The 15,346-nt window shown below is 67.1% G+C and carries 21 protein-coding genes; 7 read left to right on the forward strand and 14 right to left on the reverse strand.

All coding sequences use genetic code 11. The features are described 5' to 3' along the window. Positions 1–52: 52 nt before the first annotated feature. Genes QCE48_RS26315 through nthA form a run of 4 tightly spaced genes read right to left on the reverse strand, consistent with a single transcriptional unit; the run spans position 53 to position 2,185 of the window. Positions 53–490 (reverse strand): DUF3293 domain-containing protein, encoded by a 438-nt coding sequence (locus QCE48_RS26315; protein ID WP_309783354.1) that lies wholly within the window; start codon positions 488–490, stop codon positions 53–55. Continuing rightward, positions 487–879, reverse strand: a complete 393-nt coding sequence (locus QCE48_RS26320) for a nitrile hydratase accessory protein (protein ID WP_309783355.1) — start codon at positions 877–879, stop codon at positions 487–489. The genes QCE48_RS26315 and QCE48_RS26320 overlap by 4 nt, the downstream gene beginning before the upstream one ends. Beyond that, positions 876–1,538 (reverse strand): nitrile hydratase subunit beta, encoded by a 663-nt coding sequence (nthB, locus tag QCE48_RS26325; protein ID WP_309783356.1) that lies wholly within the window; start codon positions 1,536–1,538, stop codon positions 876–878. Before nthB ends, QCE48_RS26320 begins: the two co-directional genes overlap by 4 nt. Further along, complete coding sequence (gene nthA / locus QCE48_RS26330) at positions 1,535–2,185, reverse strand: nitrile hydratase subunit alpha (protein WP_309783357.1); 651 nt, start codon at positions 2,183–2,185, stop codon at positions 1,535–1,537. The genes nthB and nthA overlap by 4 nt, the downstream gene beginning before the upstream one ends. 203 nt (positions 2,186–2,388) lie before the next feature. Here nthA and QCE48_RS26335 point away from each other — a divergent pair, with 203 nt between their 5' ends. Then, complete coding sequence (locus tag QCE48_RS26335) at positions 2,389–2,598, forward strand: DUF1059 domain-containing protein (protein WP_062633205.1); 210 nt, start codon at positions 2,389–2,391, stop codon at positions 2,596–2,598. Positions 2,599–2,640: 42 nt separating this feature from the next. On the opposite strand, the gene QCE48_RS26340 is transcribed toward QCE48_RS26335, so the two are convergent. The 4 genes from QCE48_RS26340 to QCE48_RS26355 all read right to left on the reverse strand — a co-directional run bounded on the left by QCE48_RS26340 (position 2,641) and on the right by QCE48_RS26355 (position 5,924). Next, complete coding sequence (locus QCE48_RS26340; protein ID WP_309783360.1) at positions 2,641–3,504, reverse strand: GNAT family N-acetyltransferase; 864 nt, start codon at positions 3,502–3,504, stop codon at positions 2,641–2,643. Positions 3,505–3,634: 130 nt separating this feature from the next. Continuing rightward, positions 3,635–3,871, reverse strand: a complete 237-nt coding sequence (locus QCE48_RS26345; RefSeq protein WP_309783361.1) for a hypothetical protein — start codon at positions 3,869–3,871, stop codon at positions 3,635–3,637. 224 nt (positions 3,872–4,095) lie between these two features. Beyond that, positions 4,096–4,893: an alpha/beta fold hydrolase gene (locus tag QCE48_RS26350; RefSeq protein ID WP_309783363.1), complete on the reverse strand. Its 798-nt coding sequence runs from the start codon at positions 4,891–4,893 to the stop codon at positions 4,096–4,098. After that, on the reverse strand, positions 4,890–5,924 hold the full coding sequence (locus tag QCE48_RS26355; protein ID WP_309783364.1) for a M14 family zinc carboxypeptidase: 1,035 nt from the start codon (positions 5,922–5,924) through the stop codon (positions 4,890–4,892). Before QCE48_RS26355 ends, QCE48_RS26350 begins: the two co-directional genes overlap by 4 nt. Positions 5,925–6,155: 231 nt before the next feature. Here QCE48_RS26355 and QCE48_RS26360 point away from each other — a divergent pair, with 231 nt between their 5' ends. Continuing rightward, positions 6,156–6,419: a DUF4148 domain-containing protein gene (locus QCE48_RS26360; protein WP_309783365.1), complete on the forward strand. Its 264-nt coding sequence runs from the start codon at positions 6,156–6,158 to the stop codon at positions 6,417–6,419. Between the two features lie 48 nt (positions 6,420–6,467). On the opposite strand, the gene QCE48_RS26365 is transcribed toward QCE48_RS26360, so the two are convergent. Genes QCE48_RS26365 through QCE48_RS26375 form a run of 3 tightly spaced genes read right to left on the reverse strand, consistent with a single transcriptional unit; the run spans position 6,468 to position 9,096 of the window. Next, entirely contained in the window at positions 6,468–7,646 is a 1,179-nt protein-coding gene (locus QCE48_RS26365; RefSeq protein ID WP_309783366.1) for an acyl-CoA dehydrogenase family protein, read from the reverse strand. 37 nt (positions 7,647–7,683) lie between these two features. Further along, positions 7,684–8,067, reverse strand: coding sequence for a nucleotide pyrophosphohydrolase (locus tag QCE48_RS26370; RefSeq protein ID WP_309783367.1), 384 nt, complete (start codon positions 8,065–8,067; stop codon positions 7,684–7,686). A gap of 45 nt (positions 8,068–8,112) precedes the next feature. After that, entirely contained in the window at positions 8,113–9,096 is a 984-nt protein-coding gene (locus QCE48_RS26375) for a 2-dehydropantoate 2-reductase (protein WP_309783368.1), read from the reverse strand. Between the two features lie 96 nt (positions 9,097–9,192). Between QCE48_RS26375 and nudC the strand changes: the two genes are divergently transcribed. The 4 genes from nudC to QCE48_RS26395 all read left to right on the forward strand — a co-directional run bounded on the left by nudC (position 9,193) and on the right by QCE48_RS26395 (position 11,646). Continuing rightward, entirely contained in the window at positions 9,193–10,152 is a 960-nt protein-coding gene (nudC, locus tag QCE48_RS26380) for an NAD(+) diphosphatase (protein WP_309783370.1), read from the forward strand. Positions 10,153–10,159: 7 nt separating this feature from the next. Beyond that, complete coding sequence (locus tag QCE48_RS26385) at positions 10,160–10,861, forward strand: HisA/HisF-related TIM barrel protein (protein ID WP_309783371.1); 702 nt, start codon at positions 10,160–10,162, stop codon at positions 10,859–10,861. Positions 10,862–10,961: 100 nt separating this feature from the next. Then, positions 10,962–11,363, forward strand: coding sequence for a hypothetical protein (locus QCE48_RS26390; protein WP_309783373.1), 402 nt, complete (start codon positions 10,962–10,964; stop codon positions 11,361–11,363). 10 nt (positions 11,364–11,373) lie between these two features. Beyond that, positions 11,374–11,646 (forward strand): hypothetical protein, encoded by a 273-nt coding sequence (locus QCE48_RS26395; RefSeq protein ID WP_309783375.1) that lies wholly within the window; start codon positions 11,374–11,376, stop codon positions 11,644–11,646. Positions 11,647–11,681: 35 nt separating this feature from the next. Here the strand turns inward: QCE48_RS26395 and QCE48_RS26400 are convergent, their stop codons facing one another. Further along, positions 11,682–12,128: a response regulator gene (locus QCE48_RS26400; protein WP_309783377.1), complete on the reverse strand. Its 447-nt coding sequence runs from the start codon at positions 12,126–12,128 to the stop codon at positions 11,682–11,684. A gap of 181 nt (positions 12,129–12,309) precedes the next feature. Between QCE48_RS26400 and QCE48_RS26405 the strand changes: the two genes are divergently transcribed. Continuing rightward, complete coding sequence (locus QCE48_RS26405) at positions 12,310–12,894, forward strand: peroxidase-related enzyme (protein WP_309783379.1); 585 nt, start codon at positions 12,310–12,312, stop codon at positions 12,892–12,894. 9 nt (positions 12,895–12,903) lie between these two features. On the opposite strand, the gene QCE48_RS26410 is transcribed toward QCE48_RS26405, so the two are convergent. Next, complete coding sequence (locus QCE48_RS26410) at positions 12,904–14,043, reverse strand: acyl-CoA dehydrogenase family protein (RefSeq protein ID WP_309783381.1); 1,140 nt, start codon at positions 14,041–14,043, stop codon at positions 12,904–12,906. Beyond that, a complete protein-coding gene (locus tag QCE48_RS26415; protein ID WP_309783384.1) occupies positions 14,036–15,262 on the reverse strand; it encodes a CoA transferase in 1,227 nt (408 codons plus the stop codon). Before QCE48_RS26415 ends, QCE48_RS26410 begins: the two co-directional genes overlap by 8 nt. Positions 15,263–15,346: the final 84 nt, after the last annotated feature.

Genomic DNA, 15,346 nt, shown 5'->3' on the forward strand with positions numbered 1-15,346 from the left:
GAAGCTCAGGCGTTGACGAGCATACACCGTTCGGGTTCGATGACCAGCGTGCTCAAGCATCGCGGGTCGAATCGCGCAGTCGCGGATGCAGCAGCAAACGCGCGCAGCCATCGCCTTCGACGATCACGACCGCGTTCTGCTCGAATGTCACCATCAGATCGTCGGCGGCCGGGCGGTCTGCGCCGAGCGCGAGCACGCTTTCCTCGGACGGCCACTGGCCCGTCGGATCGATTCCGGCGCCTTCGATCGTCTCGAAGCCAAGGCGCGCGAGATGCGCCTTCAGCCTGAGCTGGCGCGCGGCGTTGTCGTCGTCGCTGACGCGCCGGCTGAACGGGTTGAACGCCGTCACGAACACCGCCGATCCGGCGCCATGCCGCGCGAGCAGCGCGGTCATCGCAGCGCTCGTTTCGCCGATGCGCATGTCGATCGGGATGTGGGCGAACACGCGATACCGCGTCGCCCGGTAAGCCGCGAGCGTCTCGCCGTTCACGACCGCTCCGGGCGGCGGCGCAGTTCGATCGGCTGGCCGTGGGGCGTCGCGCGCGCTGCGTCGTCCCAATCGGCGCGGCGGCTCGACAGCATGCCGTCCGTCACGAGTCCTTTCTCCGTGCTGATGCGCTCGAGCGCCGTCAGCCAGTGCGCGTAGTAAGTATCGCCGCGATCGGGGTCGCCCGCGGCCTGCGCGTCGGCGATCGCGCGACTCAGGTACTGCGCCCATTCATGCCAGGTGAAGAGCCCGCGCTCGTGCAGCGCTAGCGTCATCGCGAAGGCCTGCGCCTGCCACGGCGCATCGAAGACGGGACCGGCGGCGTCGGCGGGCAGTCCGGGCAACGCGGCGCGCCATCCGTGCGGATTCGGTTCGGTATCGTGCGATGTCATGCCGGACACGGTTCCAGATACGGCTCCCAGCAATCGACGCACACCGACGTCGCCGATGTCTCTGCGCCCCACAACTCGGCCGCATCGAAGCGCACCGTGTAGAGCCAGTGCGGCTCTTCGCCCGCGCCGATCGCGTGGGTATCGGGAAAGACGTGCGCGCCCCGCACCGCGACGATCTCGCCGCGCCTGCCCCGGCAATAGCGCGGCAGGCGCGTGTGCGTCGGCGGATGCATCTGCCGGGCGCGCACCGCATCGCCGGCCGCGAAACGCGCTGGCGCGCGCGCCGGGCGGTCGACGGGACTGCCGCGCAAAAGCGCCGCCTGCACCTGATCCGCGTGCAGGACGCGCTGCACGCGCGCCGCCGCGCTGCGCAACTCGCCCGACTCGATTTCTTCGACGGTGGCGAGACCCGCGTTCACCAGCAGCGTCTTCAGACCTTCGAACCAGATTTCGAAATAGCTGCTCGACAGGTATTGCGCAGGCGGGAGACTCTCGCGCGCGGCCCGCGATGCGTCGATGTTCCATGCGCCGGTCGCGCCCATCGCGAGCGTCACGGCGAGGACGCGGCGCTCCCAGTCGTCGTGCAGCGGCAAGTCGTTTTCGCGCGGGCGGATCGGCCCGAACGACTGCATGCCGCCCATGTCCTGCGCGCCGTTCATGCTGGCTCCTGTGTCCGGGTGGCCGACGAACCGGGCATCGCCGGCAGGCCGGTGCCGATCATCGAATCGCGCGTGACCAGTTCGGCGAGCGCGGCTTCGGCCATGTTCTCCGTGCCCGGCGGGCGCATCGGCAACACGAGATAGCGGACCTCGGCGGTCGAATCCCATACACGCAGTTCGACCTCGGCCGGCAATTCGACGCCGAATTCCGCCAGCACGCCGCGCGGGTCGATCACGACGCGCGAGCGATACGGCGCCGACTTGTACCACGCGGGCGGGAGGCCGAGGACCGGCCACGGATAGCACGAGCACAGCGTGCAGACGACGAGGTTGTGCACCGCGGGCGTGTTTTCGAGCACGACCATGTGCTCGCCCTGCCGCCCCGTGAAGCCGAGCGACGCGATGGCGGCGCTGGCGTCGTCGAGAAGCCATTGGCGGTAGGCCGGATCGGCCCACGCCTTCGCGACGACGCGCGCGCCGTTGCGTGGTCCGACCCGATGCTCGTAAGTGTCGATGAGGACATCGAGCGCCTTCGGGTCCACGTAACCTTTCTCGACCAGAAGCGACTCCAGCGCGCGCACGCGCAGGTCCATCTCCGGCAGCGCGCTGCCGGCGTGATCGTGGTCGTGGTCGTGGTGGTGGCTCATCGGCGCCGCTCCTTGCGCGAAGACGTCCATACCTTACCGGAGCGCGCGGACCTCCGCAAACGCACCGCAACACGGCTTTCGACATCTATACTTTCAGAAGCGTTTCCAGGTGGAACGCCTTCCGGCATCGCAGCGCTCTTACCGCGTTTTCCGGGCCCGCACGGCGATGCCTGCGGGCCGATGACCCGTTCGAGGGAGACATCATGACGCGCAAGTACATCGACTGCCGCGAAGTGCCGAGCGACAACAACTGCTCGGTGGCACTCTCCGCGGATTCCGACGACGAATTGCTCGAAGCAGCCGTGCAGCACGCGGTGTCAGTGCATCAGCATACGGATTCGCCGGAACTGCGTTCGCAACTGAAGACGTTCTTCCACGACGGCACGCCGCCCGTCGACACACCTCGCAAGTAACCGCGTTCAGCGAGCGCGTCCGGCGCAGCGCGGCGGATGCGCTCATCCGAGTTCGAACGACGTCACCCCGAACACGCAATCGAGCGGCACCGCAGGCGGCGCCTTCGTGTACATGCGCGCGGTCTCGAAGACACTCGACATGCCGTGACGCACGGCGAGCGCGACCGCCTCGGAATTGGCCTCGGGCACATCGAGAAACACGGCCGCGCCGGGCACACGGGCGACGAGCGCGCCGTACAGATCGTCGGCGATGCGCGCGTCGTCGGCGAAAAGCGGGCCGATCTTGTAGCCGCTGCGGCAGGCGCGCAACACGCCGTAACCGCGCACGCGACCGTTTTCCTGCGCAACGAGCGCGGCGCCTTCGGGCTGGGCGAGCCACGCGCGAAGGAACGCCTCGCGCGGCGCGCAAAACATCCGGCGATCATAGGCGGCGATTTGTTCGAACGGCACCGCCGACGCCTCCACGATGGCCGCAGACGTCGGCGCATCGTCGCGCGCGAGTCCCTCGAACCGGACGTTGCGGTACGCGAGCCGAAAACCCAAACGCCGATAATTCGCCTGCTGGCTCACGACGCCGTCGAGCCCGATATTACGCTCGCCGAGACTGGCGATTCCCGCGTTCCAGAGACGTATGCCGAATCCGCGTCCGCGAAAGGCGGGCGCCACGATGTAGAGGCCGATGAAGCCGAGCGTATCGCCGTAAGCGACGGCCGACAGGCACGCGACCGGCTCGCCGTCCAGTTCGCCGATGAAAAAGCCGTGCGGATCGGCGGCATGGAAAGCGCGCGCGTCGTTCAGCCCCGGATTCCAGCCTTCGACGGCGGCCCAATCCAGCGCGAGCCCGATTTCGTCGGCGCGCATGCGGCGGATCGTGTAGGCCGCGTCACGATTGACGGTCGCGTTCATGCCGTGCACCTCGGCGGGCGGGTTACGCAGATGCGTCGAGTGTCGCGCGATTCGTTACGCGAGGGGAAGGCGAAAAGAAGTATTGCGATCAGTCCGGCGACGCCCGCCGATACGGCGCGCGGACTGCGGCTCAGACGCCGGAATGGCTCGGTTCAGCCCGGCGCGCCCCGGACGCGCGCCATTCGCCCTCGCGCACCGCGCGCTGGCCGTCTTCGCGGGCGTCTTCCTCGGAAGCGAAGCCCTCGTAGCTATACGCGACGACTTTCATCCCGTTGCCTGTCGGCCGGGGGATGGTGATGGCCCAGTGCCACTCGCCGTCCTGCTCGAAGACGTGCAGCGTAGGGTCAGACGACTTCTGAGCGTCCATGATTCGACTCCTTGCGGCAAGCCACTGCGCGGCACCTCGTTTGCATCGTCTGGACGGAGATCCGGCTCGCCGGGGCGCCATGACAGCGCATCGATGCAAGGGCCACGCGATCCTGCCCAGCCAGTACAGGATACGCGGCGCTTTGTTGCGTTGCAACATCCGAATCCCCCGGACGTGGCGCGAATCGTACGGTCGTAAGTTGGACAAACGCACGCCGGGCGCGATCAGGCGGGCTCGCGGCGAATGCTGGCTTCGTGTTTAGCTTCATCGACTAAATAAAGCCAGTCGGCGATTGTGTCGCAGGTCCAGGCAGGGTCGTCGTGCGGCAAATCGTGTCCCGCCCACGGATGGCGCGCGTGCGTCGCGCCCCACTGGAAGGCGATGCGCGCGGAACAGACCGGATCGACGAGCCGGTCGTCCGTCGAGGACAGCAACAGCGTCGGGCAACACGGCGCTTCGCGCGGCGCCCGAAAGCGCGCCGCCGCCGCAAGCTGGCGCAACGCGCTCGCCGCGCTCACGGGCGCCGTGTTTCGCACATGATTCCACGCGGCGACGTCGGCGTCGAGCGTGTCGTGCCGGTGGCAGGTCAGCGCATGGACGATGCGCTCGCACTGTGCGCCGCGCGTCCAGCAAGCCGCGACGCGAACGAGCGCCGGCCACGCCGTCGGCCGCAAGCGCTCGCCGATGCCCGCAAACGGCCGCATGCTCGTGTTGATGAGCACGAGCCGGTCGATTTCGCCCGGATGGCGCGCCGCCCACTGCGTCGCGACCATCGCGCCGAGCGACATCGCGAAGAGCCGGTACGGCGCCGCGATTCCCGCCGCCTGCGCGCGCGAGCGGACCGACTCCGCGATGCCGTCCACGTCCGCGGGCACGCGCATCGCGCGCGCGGTGCCGTTGCCCGGCAGGTCGATCGCCAGAACGCCGCCGGCATCCGCGATCCGCGTGCGGAAATCGTCGGCGAAGGCGCCCCAGTGGCGCGTCTCGCGCGTGAGTCCGCGCAGCAGGATCCACTGGCTCATGGCGCGCCCTTGCTCCACCAGTGCTCGGCGGCGCGCGCCGTCACCTGCTCGCGGAAATCGCCGCGCGGCAGCCATCGATGCGAAGAAAACGCCGCGCGCGTCAGAAAGTCGAAGAAATTGGGATGCCGGCGCAGCACGCGCCTCGTCCGATGTGCCTTGATCGGGTTGTAGATGCCCAAGCGCGAGAACAATTGCGGCGGATTTTTCCTGATCCAGCGCCAGGAACCGAGTTCGAGCGTCATCGGCAGGAAAATGTTCGGCGCGCGCGTGCGGTCGTAGGCGCAATCCCAGAGATCGCCGTGCAGCAGGTACTGATGGCTCTGCGGTTCGAACGCGTAGCCGTGATGCGGACACGACTGCTCGAACATCGTCTTCAGCATGAACATCTCGGCGAGATGCGGCATCTGCCGGTCGGTGCGCGCGTAGGGAAACCAGATGCTGTCGTCCCAGCCGAAGCCCGAATGGCAGTCGAGTGCGAAGCTGAGCGGCCGCGACATCAGTTCCTCCTCGACAACAGAGAGGAGCGCCGCGCTTTCCACTTCCATCGACGCGTCGCGACTCCCGCGATACCACGGCAGCCACGGCCCGATGCGCTGTCCGCCCGCGAGCCACGGCACGCGGCCTTCGGCGCTTTGCGGGGCGTTGCGCATCAGGTCGACGCCGTTCGGGTTCGAGCGCGTGCGCGCCCACATGCCGCCGGGATTGACGATCGGCATGAAGACGAGCCGGATCGAACGCAATTGCTCCGACAAAAGATCGTCCCATTCGAGGCGGCGCAAAAGCGCGCGCATGTAGTCGAGGATCAACTGCGTGCCGATCCGCTCCAGTCCGTGCACGCCGCCGAAGAAGCCGATCGCGGGCGCGCCGGGATCGGTCGTGCCGAGGGTCGCGGTGAGGATAGGGAACGTGTGGCGGCTGGTCCGCACTTCGGTCACCGTGCGTCCGACGAACCAGGCGCGGCCGGCATCGAGCAGCGACCGGAGATCGTCGAGTTCCGCAAAGCTGTCCGAGGCAACCCGCAACGTGCTCATGGTCCCGCCCCTGTCGTGTGATTGTTCTGATGGTTTCGTGCGCAGCCGGCGCCCGCCGCGGGCTCCGATTTTCGCGCCACCGCATGACTGCGCACAGCGCAGCGCACGACAAGATGGCCTTTTGCATCGGACGGGCCGAGGGTATCGTTTCGGACCCGAATCGCGCCTCGCCTTGTGTAAAGCGTCGCCTAGAATGAAAAAACCGACTTCCGACGGTGCGAGGCTCCCGCCATGAAAAACCTTCCCTGCCTTCTGGCCGGCGCGCTGTTCGGCGCGTCGTGTGTCGCTTCGGCGTATGCACAACCGCCGTCGAAGTCCGATCCGTCCGCGCCCAAGACCCGCGCCGAGGTCAAGGCCGACACGCTCGCCTGGCTCGCCGCCGGCTACGATCCGAACAACTGGTGGGACTACCCCGACAACGCGCAGCGCGCCGGACGCATCGTCGCGGCCCAGCGCGCGCAGGAAGCGGGCGGCGCGCCGATGCGCCCGCAGTGACGTCCCGTTGACGCACGCGCCGCGTTCACGCAACGCGTCCAGCTGCACTCATTCCCGGCTCGCGCGCTTGTCGCCGCGCAGGATGCGTCGCGCGATGCTCCAGCGATGCACTTCCGAAGGACCGTCGTAGATGCGAAACGCGCGCATGTCCGCGAAGATTCGCGCGACGACGGTTTCGTGCGTCACGCCCTGTCCGCCCAGCACCTGCACGGAGCGGTCGACCACGCGCCACAGCGCCTCCGACGACACCACCTTCGCGATGCTCGATTCGTGCTTGCCGAGCACGCCCTGGTCGAGCACCCACGCGCAGTGCCAGATCGCGAGGCGCGTGACGTGCAGGTCCATTTCGTTATCGGCGAGCATGAAGCCGACGCCCTCGTGTTCGCCGAGCGCGCGCCCGAACGCCTGCCGCTCGCGCGCATACGCCGAAGCGACGTCGTGCGCGCGCCGTGCCGCGCCGAGCCAGCGCATGCAGTGCGTGAGACGCGCGGGCGACAGCCGCACCTGCGCGTAGCGAAAGCCTTCGCCGGCTTCGCCCAGCACGTTCGCCGCCGGAACGCGCAGACCCTCGAAACGCACGACGGCGTGGCCGCCCGGAAAACACGTGTCGAGCGAATCCATCGCGCGTTCGATCACGATGCCCGGGCTCGTCATGTCGGCGAGAAACATGGTCGCGGGACCGTCCGAGAGCTTCGCCATCACGATCGCAACCGCCGCGCCCTCCGCGCCCGTGATGAACCATTTGCGACCGTCGATCACGTAATCGTCGCCGTCGCGGGTCGCGACGGTCTGCAGCATCGACGGGTCCGCGCCCGCGCCGGGCGGCGGCTCGGTCATGCAGAAGCACGAGCGGATCTCGCCCGCCGCGAGCGGACGCAGCCAGCGTTCCTTCTGCTCGGGCGTCGCGATCGCTTCGAGCAGGTGCATGTTGCCTTCGTCGGGCGCGGCGATGTTGAGCGCGACCGGGCCGAGCGGCGAATAGCCGGCCTCCTCGAAAAGAATCGCTTTCGCGACATGGCCGAGCCCGAGGCCGCCGAATTCCGGCGACACATGGCTCGACAGCAGTCCCGCGCGCCGTCCTTTGGCGATCAGTTCCGCGCGCAGCGACTCGTTCGGCCCGTGCGGCGTGCAGCGCGGATCGCGTTCGAACGGCACGATTTCGTCGGCGATGAAGGCGCGCACGCGGGCCTGCAGGTCGGTCAGTTCGGGGGGAAGCGAGAAGTCCATCGGCGGTTCCTGTCGTTTGATGAAACGGCTTGCAGCCTCAATCCTCGTACTCACTATACTTGCGCGCGTCGCCGCGGACTTTGTGCGCCGGATATTTCGCCCGGTTCAGCGCCATCTTCTCGAACACCGCGCGATACAGATCGACGTCGAGCCGGTCGGCCAGCATCACGAGGTAGGCGAGCACATCGGCCATCTCATGGCGGACGGCGGTGAGCTTGGCGTCGTCAAGTTCGTCGCGCTCGCCCGAGGCGAGCCACTGGAACGGTTCGAGCAACTCGCTCGCTTCGACGCTGATCGCGGTCGCCAGGTTCTTCGGCGTGTGAAAGCGCGCCCAGTCGCGCTCGCGGACGAACTCGCGCGTCAGCGCGCGCAGTTCGTCGAATTCGCCACGCGAGGGCGGCGGGTCATGCGGTTCGTTCATGTCGAGGTTCCTTCTCGAGGTTCCTTCTTTTGGTTGCACGTGCGCTCAATCCGCCGGATACAGCCCGAGCGTGCGCGCCTTCAGCCGCGCGAGTCCGAAGAGCGCGTCGGTGAACGGCGTCGCGACGCCGGTCATCCGGCCGAGTTCGCACACCGCCGCCACCAGCGCATCCAGTTCGACCGGCCGCGCCGCCTCGACATCCTGCAGCATCGACGTCTTGATCGCGCCGAGCCTGAGCGTGACCGCGTGCCGGTCGGCGGGCGCCTGGTCGATCGGAATGCCGAAGCGAGCGCCGATCTCCTTCGCCTCCAGCATGATGCGCGTGACGAACCCGCGCACGAGGTCGTCGCCGAGGATGCGGTCGGTCGTGGCGCCGGTGATCGCGCTGATCGGGTTCATCGTCATGTTGCCCCAGAGCTTGAACCACACTTCGCGCTGGATCTGGTCGCACCCGCTCGCCTCGAAACCCGCTTCGTTCAGCCGCGCGCACAGCGCTTCCACGCGCTCGCTCGCGCGCCCTGCCGCTTCGCCGACGATCAGACCCTTGCCCTGAACGTGACGGATCACGCCGGGCGCGTCCGTCGCGCAGGCCGCGTGCACGACGCAGCCGAGCGTTAGCGCGCCGGGAATGGCCGCCGCGATTTCGCCGTGCGGATCGACGGAGGCGAGCCGCTTGCCCGCGAAGTCGCCGCGCAGGCCGTCGCAGAACCACCACGGCACGCCGTTCATCGCCGTGAGGACGACCGTGCCGGCGCCGAGAAGCGGCGCGATGCGCGCCGCCACCGACGCCATCGCGGGCGCCTTGACCGCCACCACGACGACGTCCTGCACACCGAGGTCGGCGGGATCGGCGCTCGCGCGCACTTCGACCGCGTGGGTCGCGCCGCCTTCCACGAGGCGCAGGCCGTGCGCGGCGAGCGCGTCGAGCGTCGCGCCGCGCGCGACCACGCTCACGTCGTGTCCCGCCTGAGCCAGCTTGACGCCGATCCATCCGCCGATCGCGCCCGCGCCGTAAATGCACACCTTCATCGTCTCGCTCCTTTGTCGCATGCGATGCGCGCGCCTGCCGCATCCCACGCGTCATGGTAAGTTGCAACCTGCGCGATCGTACCGAAAAATCTTTCCATGCCCCTTCCAGACCCCTTCATCGCCCTTGGCTTTGCGTTCAACCCGCTCAACCGGCATTCCGAAAAACGCGACGACGAAGCGTTCATCGAACGCCTGCATCGCGATCCGTCGACGCGGTTCGTCGTTTTCAGCTCGGATGTTCCGCTGCTGAAAGCATCGAACGGACACGACGCGCTCTTCTCCGCCGACGAAGCCGCCCGCTTCGGCGAGCCGGTGCAGACGGTCTTTCTCGGCCAGGAAACGGACGGCGAACACGAGGGCCGCGCGCTCTTCGCGCTGGGGTTCGGGAAGGACGCGATCGACGCACCGGCGCCGCACGCGGAAATCGAGCCGATCGACCTGCGCTCGATCGCGATGCGGGGCCTCGTTGCGCCTGCGCTCGTCGGCGCGCTCGGTCAGGCGAAGTCGATGCTCGACTGGCACCGGCGCCATCGCTTCTGCGCGAACTGCGGGCAGCCGAGCCGCGTGGCGGCGGCCGGCTGGCGCCGTCACTGCGACGCCTGCGGCACGCAGCACTTTCCGCGCGTCGACCCGGTGGTGATCATGCTCGCCATCGACGGTGAGCGCTGCCTGCTCGGCCGCCAGCGCCAGTTCGCGCCGGGCATGTATTCGGCGCTCGCGGGTTTCGTCGAGCCGGGCGAAACGGCCGCCGACGCCGTCGTGCGCGAAGTGCTGGAGGAGGCGGGCGTGCGCTGTTCCGGCGTGACGCAGTTCGCTACGCAGCCGTGGCCGTTTCCGTCTTCGCTGATGATCGGCTGCTTCGCGCACGCCGATGACACACAGATCGTCGTCGATACGGTCGAACTCGAAGACGCGCGCTGGTTCTCGCGTGCCGAAGTCGCGTCGATGCTCGATGGCACGCATCCGGACGGCCTTACGGCGCCGAAGCCCTTCGCGATCGCGCATCATCTGCTGCGCGCATTCGCCGACCGCGGCACCGCCGTGCTCGGCCACTGACCGCGCGATGCGGATCATCCCCGTCGTCGATCTTCTGGACGGCGTCGCCGTCCATGCGGTGCGCGGCGAGCGCAGCCGCTATCGGCCGGTGCAGTCGCAACTGTGCAGCGGCAGCGATCCGGCTGTCGTCGCGCGCGCGCTCGTCGACTATTGCGCGGCGCCCGTGCTCTACGTCGCGGACCTCGACGGCATCATGCGCGGCGCGCCGCAGCGGACCGCGCTCGTGCGTCTCGCCCGCGCGCTGCCCGGCGTCGAATTGTGGCTCGATGCGGGTTTCACCGACGGCGCGTCCGCGCTCGACACGATTGCCTCGTTGCGGGAAGACGGCGCGGTCGTCACGCCGGTCTTCGGCAGCGAGACCTTGCGCGCAGAACCAATTCACGCGTTCGCGCACGATGCGGTGCTCTCGCTCGACCGCCGGCTCGATGCGCCGCTCGGCGATCCCGCGCTGTGGCATGACGCATCGCGCTGGCCCGCGCGCGTGATCGCGATGTCGCTCGACCGCGTCGGCTCGTACAGCGGCCCTGATCTCGCAACGCTCGCCGATATCCGGCGCCGAGCGGGAAACGATCGAACGATCGCTGGCGCGGGCGGCGTGCGTCACATCGACGATTTGCGCGCGGCCGAAGCTGCGGGCGCGAACGCGTGGCTTATCGCGTCGGCTTTGCATGACCGCAGTATCGCGTCGTTCGATGCGGCCGGTATTTAGCTATCCGACCTTCTATAAACAAATCTTTTTTCGGCAACGAATGCGCGCAGGTGCGGGAGCGACACGTGCTTGAAAATACTGCGAGTCATCTTGGCAACATATGAACGAAATCTCTGACCAGCTTTCCGAGCATGGACACTTTCACGACTGGTATCTGGAAGCGATCATTATTCGGGGCACGGCTAACCGAAGGGTTCCCGATACACTTGTTCTTGGACTGTTCGAAAGCGAACGCGAGGCAACGATCACTTTCAGCGGCGTTACGCGACTCGGAATCGAGGATGGCGGCGCGCTGAACATTGTGAATGCAATAGAAGTGGTCGAATCGAACAGCCAGGCATTTCAGCAAGCGCAAAGCCTCCTCGCCAAGTCAGCGCACGACAAGCGGAAAGGAAACTATACGGTCTACCTGTATTCGACGGTCGGTGCTGAGATTGCGGTGGAATTCGACTCAATGAATATTGATTTGAAAAGGCCAATCGAAGTCGGCAAACTGCGTTAGTCAGAATTTTATGGCACCGACACATAAGCCGTCATCCATCGTGCTGTCTTATGCGCAGCACGAGGAACAACTTTTGATACATGTGGTTGAGACGGACAAGCTCTCCGCATTGACCGCACAGGTTCTCGAAGCGCCCATTCTCCTGTCGGAATCGGACTTCCGGCTAGACGACGAATTCGCGCGCGAACTCGGCGTATCGCTTCTGAATGTGCTTGCGCTCTCGCACCCTCACCTCTCCCAATACATGACCGCGACCCAGACACCGCTCCCACGCGATGAATAGCCGGTCAAACGAAGGCGCGTCACCGCGCGCCCGACCTACGTGCGCGAACCCGGCTGCTGAAGAAAATACTGCTCGATCACTTCGATGATCCGCGCCGGCTCGGTCGGCTTGACAAAGTACGCGTCGAAACCACTGCGACGCGAGCGCTGCCAGTCCGCGTAGTCGGTGGAACTCGTGTGCGCCATCAGCAGCATGCCGGGGTCCGACCCTCGGATCACTTCAGCCGCCTCCCAGCCGTCGCCGAGCGGCATCGTCAGGTCGAGCAGCACGGTGGCCGGCCGCCATTTGCGCGCCACGCCGACCGCATCGAGCCCCGTGTGCGCCGCGCGCACGACGAAGCCCGCATCCTCCAGCGCAAGCATCGTGGCGCGCGTGGCGTTGAGGTCGTCGTCGGCGATCAGGACGCGCTTTTCGTCAATCGGCGATGCCGCTTGCGGAATGCGCCAGATCGTTTCTCGCGGAGTGCGTTCGTAGGATTCCATGCGCCGTCGTTGCGCCCTTTTGCGTCGATTGTCCAAGAAAGCACTCTGTTAGCAACCGGCATACCTTCGACGCATTTCTACGGGAAAACGCCGAGGCGCGGCCTTCGGCGCTCCCGAACCACGAGCCGCTACAATCGGCCGACGCCGCTCTGGCGCGAGATTCCCGACCACGGAGACCCCGATGACGAACGCGAAACCGATCAGCCGTTACCCCGTACCCGATCCCGCTGCCTGGCCCGACGATATCCGCGCACGCATCGTCGCAGTGCAGGAAAAGGCCGGTTTCGTGCCGAACGTGTTCCTCACGCTCGCGCATCGCCCCGACGAATTCCGCGCGTTCTTCGCGTACCACGACGCGCTGATGCTCAAGGAAGGCGGCCTCACGAAAGGCGAGCGCGAAATGATCGTGGTCGCGACGAGCGCGGTGAACGAGTGTCTTTATTGCGTCGTCGCGCATGGGGCGATCCTGCGCATCTATGAAAAAAATACGCTGGTCGCCGACCAAATCGCGGTCAATCATCGCAAGGCGGACATCACGCCCCGGCAAAAGGCGATGCTCGACTTCGCGCTGAAGGTATGCCGCGCGTCGGGCAGTGTCGATGAAGCGGATTTCGCGGCGCTGCGCGAGCACGGCTTCTCCGACGAGGGCATCTGGGACATCGCCGCCATCACGGCGTTCTTCGGGCTCTCGAACCGGATGGCGAACGTGATTTCGATGCAGCCCAACGACGAGTTCTTCTTGATGGGCCGCGTTCCGAAGTCGTGATGACGCCGCTCACGCGAGCAACGCCCGCGCGATGACCGTGCGCTGGATCTCCGACGATCCTTCATAGATACGCAGGATGCGCGCGTCGCGCACGAGCCGTTCGAGCGGCAACTCGCGCGTGTAGCCGTAACCGCCGTGCATCTGCAAGGCGGCATCCGTGACGAAGCCGGCCATCTCCGTGGCGTAGAGCTTCGCCATCGAAGCAGCGTCGGTGAACGGCTCGCCCGCCGCGCGCCGCGCCGCCGCCTGAAGCGTGAGAAGCCAGGCGGCTTCGAGCCGCGTCTTCATGTCCGCGAGAACCCATTGCAGCCCCTGCTTGTGCGCGAGCGGCTCGCCGCCCACCTGACGCTGCTTCACCCAGCCGACCGCGTGCGCGAGCGCTGCTTCGGCGATGCCGAGCGCCGTCGCCGCCACATCGAGCCGGCTGCTGTCCAGCACCTTCATCGCCGTGCGAAAGCCGCTGCCCTCGGCACCGAGCCGGTTGACGGCGGGCACGAAGCAGTCGAGAGACACTTCATGCGCGGGCGCCCCGTGAATGCCCATCAGTTTCTCGGGCGGCCCGACATCGACACCCGCCGCGTGCCGGTCGACCACGAACGCGCTGATCCCGCGCACCCCCGCGTCTACGTTCGTCTTCGCATAGACGACGATGAAGTCGGCCGCGTGCGCGTTCGAGATGAAGTGCTTCATGCCGCAGAGCCGGTAGCCCTCGCCTTCGGGCGTGGCGCGCGTCGCCATGTCGGCGGGATTCGAGCCGGCGCGCGGCTCGGTGAGCGCGAACGCGCCGAGCTTGCGCCCCGCCGCTGCGTCGGGAAGAAAGCGCTCGCGCTGTGCATCGTCGCCGGCGATCAGGATCGAATCGGTCGCGAGATAGTGGGCGCCAATCATCGACGATGTCGCCGCGCACGCCCGCGCGATCTCGACGAGCGCCAGAACGATCGACGCAGGCGTTGCACCGCTGCCGCCCCAGCGTTCGGGCACGTTCATGCCCATGACACCGAGTTCGCCTAGTTGCGCAACATAGCGCGTCGCCGCGATTTCGTCGCGGTCCACGATGGCCGCTTGCGGCGCAAGCTCGCTCTGCGCGAAGCGCGCGACCGCATCGGCGATGTCGATGTCGCCGTCTTCGATGCCGAGTCGCTTAAACATGATCGCTCTCCTTCTGCACGGCGTTTCCGAAGGCGCCCAGCCGACGCAACGCTTCGATCTGGCTCGCGTTCATGCCGAGCTGGCCGCGCAGGATCGCGTCGGTATGCTCGCCGAGCGCGGGTGCGCGCGTCACGCGATTGCCCGCGTACCCCGAGAACTTCACCGGCTGCGAAGGCAGCCGCCGCGCGCGGCCACCAGTATGCGGCGTCTCGCTCAACAAGCCGCGAAATGCCGCGTGTTCGCTTTCGAGCGCCTGCCGGACGTTGCGGATCGGCGCGACCGGAATGCGCGCGGCTTCGAGCATCGCGTTGACCTCTTCCACCGACCGCTCGCGCGACCAGCTTTCGATCGCGTCCCGCAGCGCCGCTTCGTTCTCGCAGCGCGACTGATCGTCCGCGAAGCGCGGGTCGCTCGCGAGTTGCGGCGCGTCGATCGCCTGGGCGAACGCATCGAAGAGGCGGTTGTTCAGCACCGCCACGACGAAGAAGCCATCGGCGGCACGATACGCCCCGAACGGCGCCGATGACGCATGCCGGTTGCCCGTGCGCACGGGCGCGATGCCCGTCGCCGCATAACGCGCGACGAGCGTGGCCGAGAGGGCGAGCGTCGCATCGAACATCGACACGTCGACGTGGGTGCCGCGCCCGGTCTTTTCGCGCGCCAGCAGGGCGGCCAGCACGCCCCACGACGCGAACAGTCCGCTCACCACGTCCGACACCGATTCGCCGACGAGCGTGGGCGGGCCGTCGGGCGAACCGGTCGCGTCCATCAGGCCGCACATCGCTTGCAGGATGATGTCGTAGGCCGGCCGGTGCGCATGCGGTCCCGTCTGCCCGAATCCCGACACGCTTGCATAGACGAGCGCCGGGTTCACTTCGCTCAACTGCGCATGGCCGATGCCGAGCTTGTCGGCGACGCCCGGCCGGAAATTTTCCACGACGACATCCGCCCACGCGCACAGTGTTTGCGCGAGCGTGCGTCCGGCGTCGGTCTTCAGGTCAATGACGATGCTCTGCTTGTTGCGGTTCAGCGCGCCGAAGAGGCCGCTCTCGCCGTCGCTGAAAGGGCCGACCGAGCGGTAATCGTCGCCGTCGGGCGGCTCGATCTTGATGACTTCCGCGCCCAGATCGGCGAGCAGCGCGGTGCAGTAAGGACCCGCGAGCACGCGGGAAAAATCGATCACATGGATGCCGGCCAGCGGCAGCGCGTCTACGCTCACGTCGATCTCCTTCCCAGATTCGTCGATTGGCCGATTCTGTTCGCTGCAAGCTATCAAGTAAAATATCAGATTGAAATAGGTCTT

This window comes from Caballeronia sp. LZ024 (assembly GCF_031451455.1).
In the GTDB taxonomy this organism is placed as follows: domain Bacteria; phylum Pseudomonadota; class Gammaproteobacteria; order Burkholderiales; family Burkholderiaceae; genus Caballeronia; species Caballeronia telluris.

Excerpts from the sequence above, each read along its gene's own strand:
- QCE48_RS26320 (WP_309783355.1), bottom strand. The coding sequence starts at position 879 with ATGACATCGCACGATACCGAACCGAATCCGCACGGATGGCGCGCCGCG.
- nthB (WP_309783356.1), bottom strand. The coding sequence starts at position 1,538 with ATGAACGGCGCGCAGGACATGGGCGGCATGCAGTCGTTCGGGCCGATC.
- nthA (WP_309783357.1), bottom strand. The coding sequence starts at position 2,185 with ATGAGCCACCACCACGACCACGACCACGATCACGCCGGCAGCGCGCTG.
- QCE48_RS26335 (WP_062633205.1), top strand. The coding sequence starts at position 2,389 with ATGACGCGCAAGTACATCGACTGCCGCGAAGTGCCGAGCGACAACAAC.
- QCE48_RS26340 (WP_309783360.1), bottom strand. The coding sequence starts at position 3,504 with ATGAACGCGACCGTCAATCGTGACGCGGCCTACACGATCCGCCGCATG.
- QCE48_RS26345 (WP_309783361.1), bottom strand. The coding sequence starts at position 3,871 with ATGGACGCTCAGAAGTCGTCTGACCCTACGCTGCACGTCTTCGAGCAG.
- QCE48_RS26350 (WP_309783363.1), bottom strand. The coding sequence starts at position 4,893 with ATGAGCCAGTGGATCCTGCTGCGCGGACTCACGCGCGAGACGCGCCAC.
- QCE48_RS26355 (WP_309783364.1), bottom strand. The coding sequence starts at position 5,924 with ATGAGCACGTTGCGGGTTGCCTCGGACAGCTTTGCGGAACTCGACGAT.
- QCE48_RS26360 (WP_309783365.1), top strand. The coding sequence starts at position 6,156 with ATGAAAAACCTTCCCTGCCTTCTGGCCGGCGCGCTGTTCGGCGCGTCG.
- QCE48_RS26365 (WP_309783366.1), bottom strand. The coding sequence starts at position 7,646 with ATGGACTTCTCGCTTCCCCCCGAACTGACCGACCTGCAGGCCCGCGTG.
- QCE48_RS26370 (WP_309783367.1), bottom strand. The coding sequence starts at position 8,067 with ATGAACGAACCGCATGACCCGCCGCCCTCGCGTGGCGAATTCGACGAA.
- QCE48_RS26375 (WP_309783368.1), bottom strand. The coding sequence starts at position 9,096 with ATGAAGGTGTGCATTTACGGCGCGGGCGCGATCGGCGGATGGATCGGC.
- nudC (WP_309783370.1), top strand. The coding sequence starts at position 9,193 with ATGCCCCTTCCAGACCCCTTCATCGCCCTTGGCTTTGCGTTCAACCCG.
- QCE48_RS26385 (WP_309783371.1), top strand. The coding sequence starts at position 10,160 with ATGCGGATCATCCCCGTCGTCGATCTTCTGGACGGCGTCGCCGTCCAT.
- QCE48_RS26390 (WP_309783373.1), top strand. The coding sequence starts at position 10,962 with ATGAACGAAATCTCTGACCAGCTTTCCGAGCATGGACACTTTCACGAC.
- QCE48_RS26395 (WP_309783375.1), top strand. The coding sequence starts at position 11,374 with ATGGCACCGACACATAAGCCGTCATCCATCGTGCTGTCTTATGCGCAG.
- QCE48_RS26400 (WP_309783377.1), bottom strand. The coding sequence starts at position 12,128 with ATGGAATCCTACGAACGCACTCCGCGAGAAACGATCTGGCGCATTCCG.
- QCE48_RS26405 (WP_309783379.1), top strand. The coding sequence starts at position 12,310 with ATGACGAACGCGAAACCGATCAGCCGTTACCCCGTACCCGATCCCGCT.
- QCE48_RS26410 (WP_309783381.1), bottom strand. The coding sequence starts at position 14,043 with ATGTTTAAGCGACTCGGCATCGAAGACGGCGACATCGACATCGCCGAT.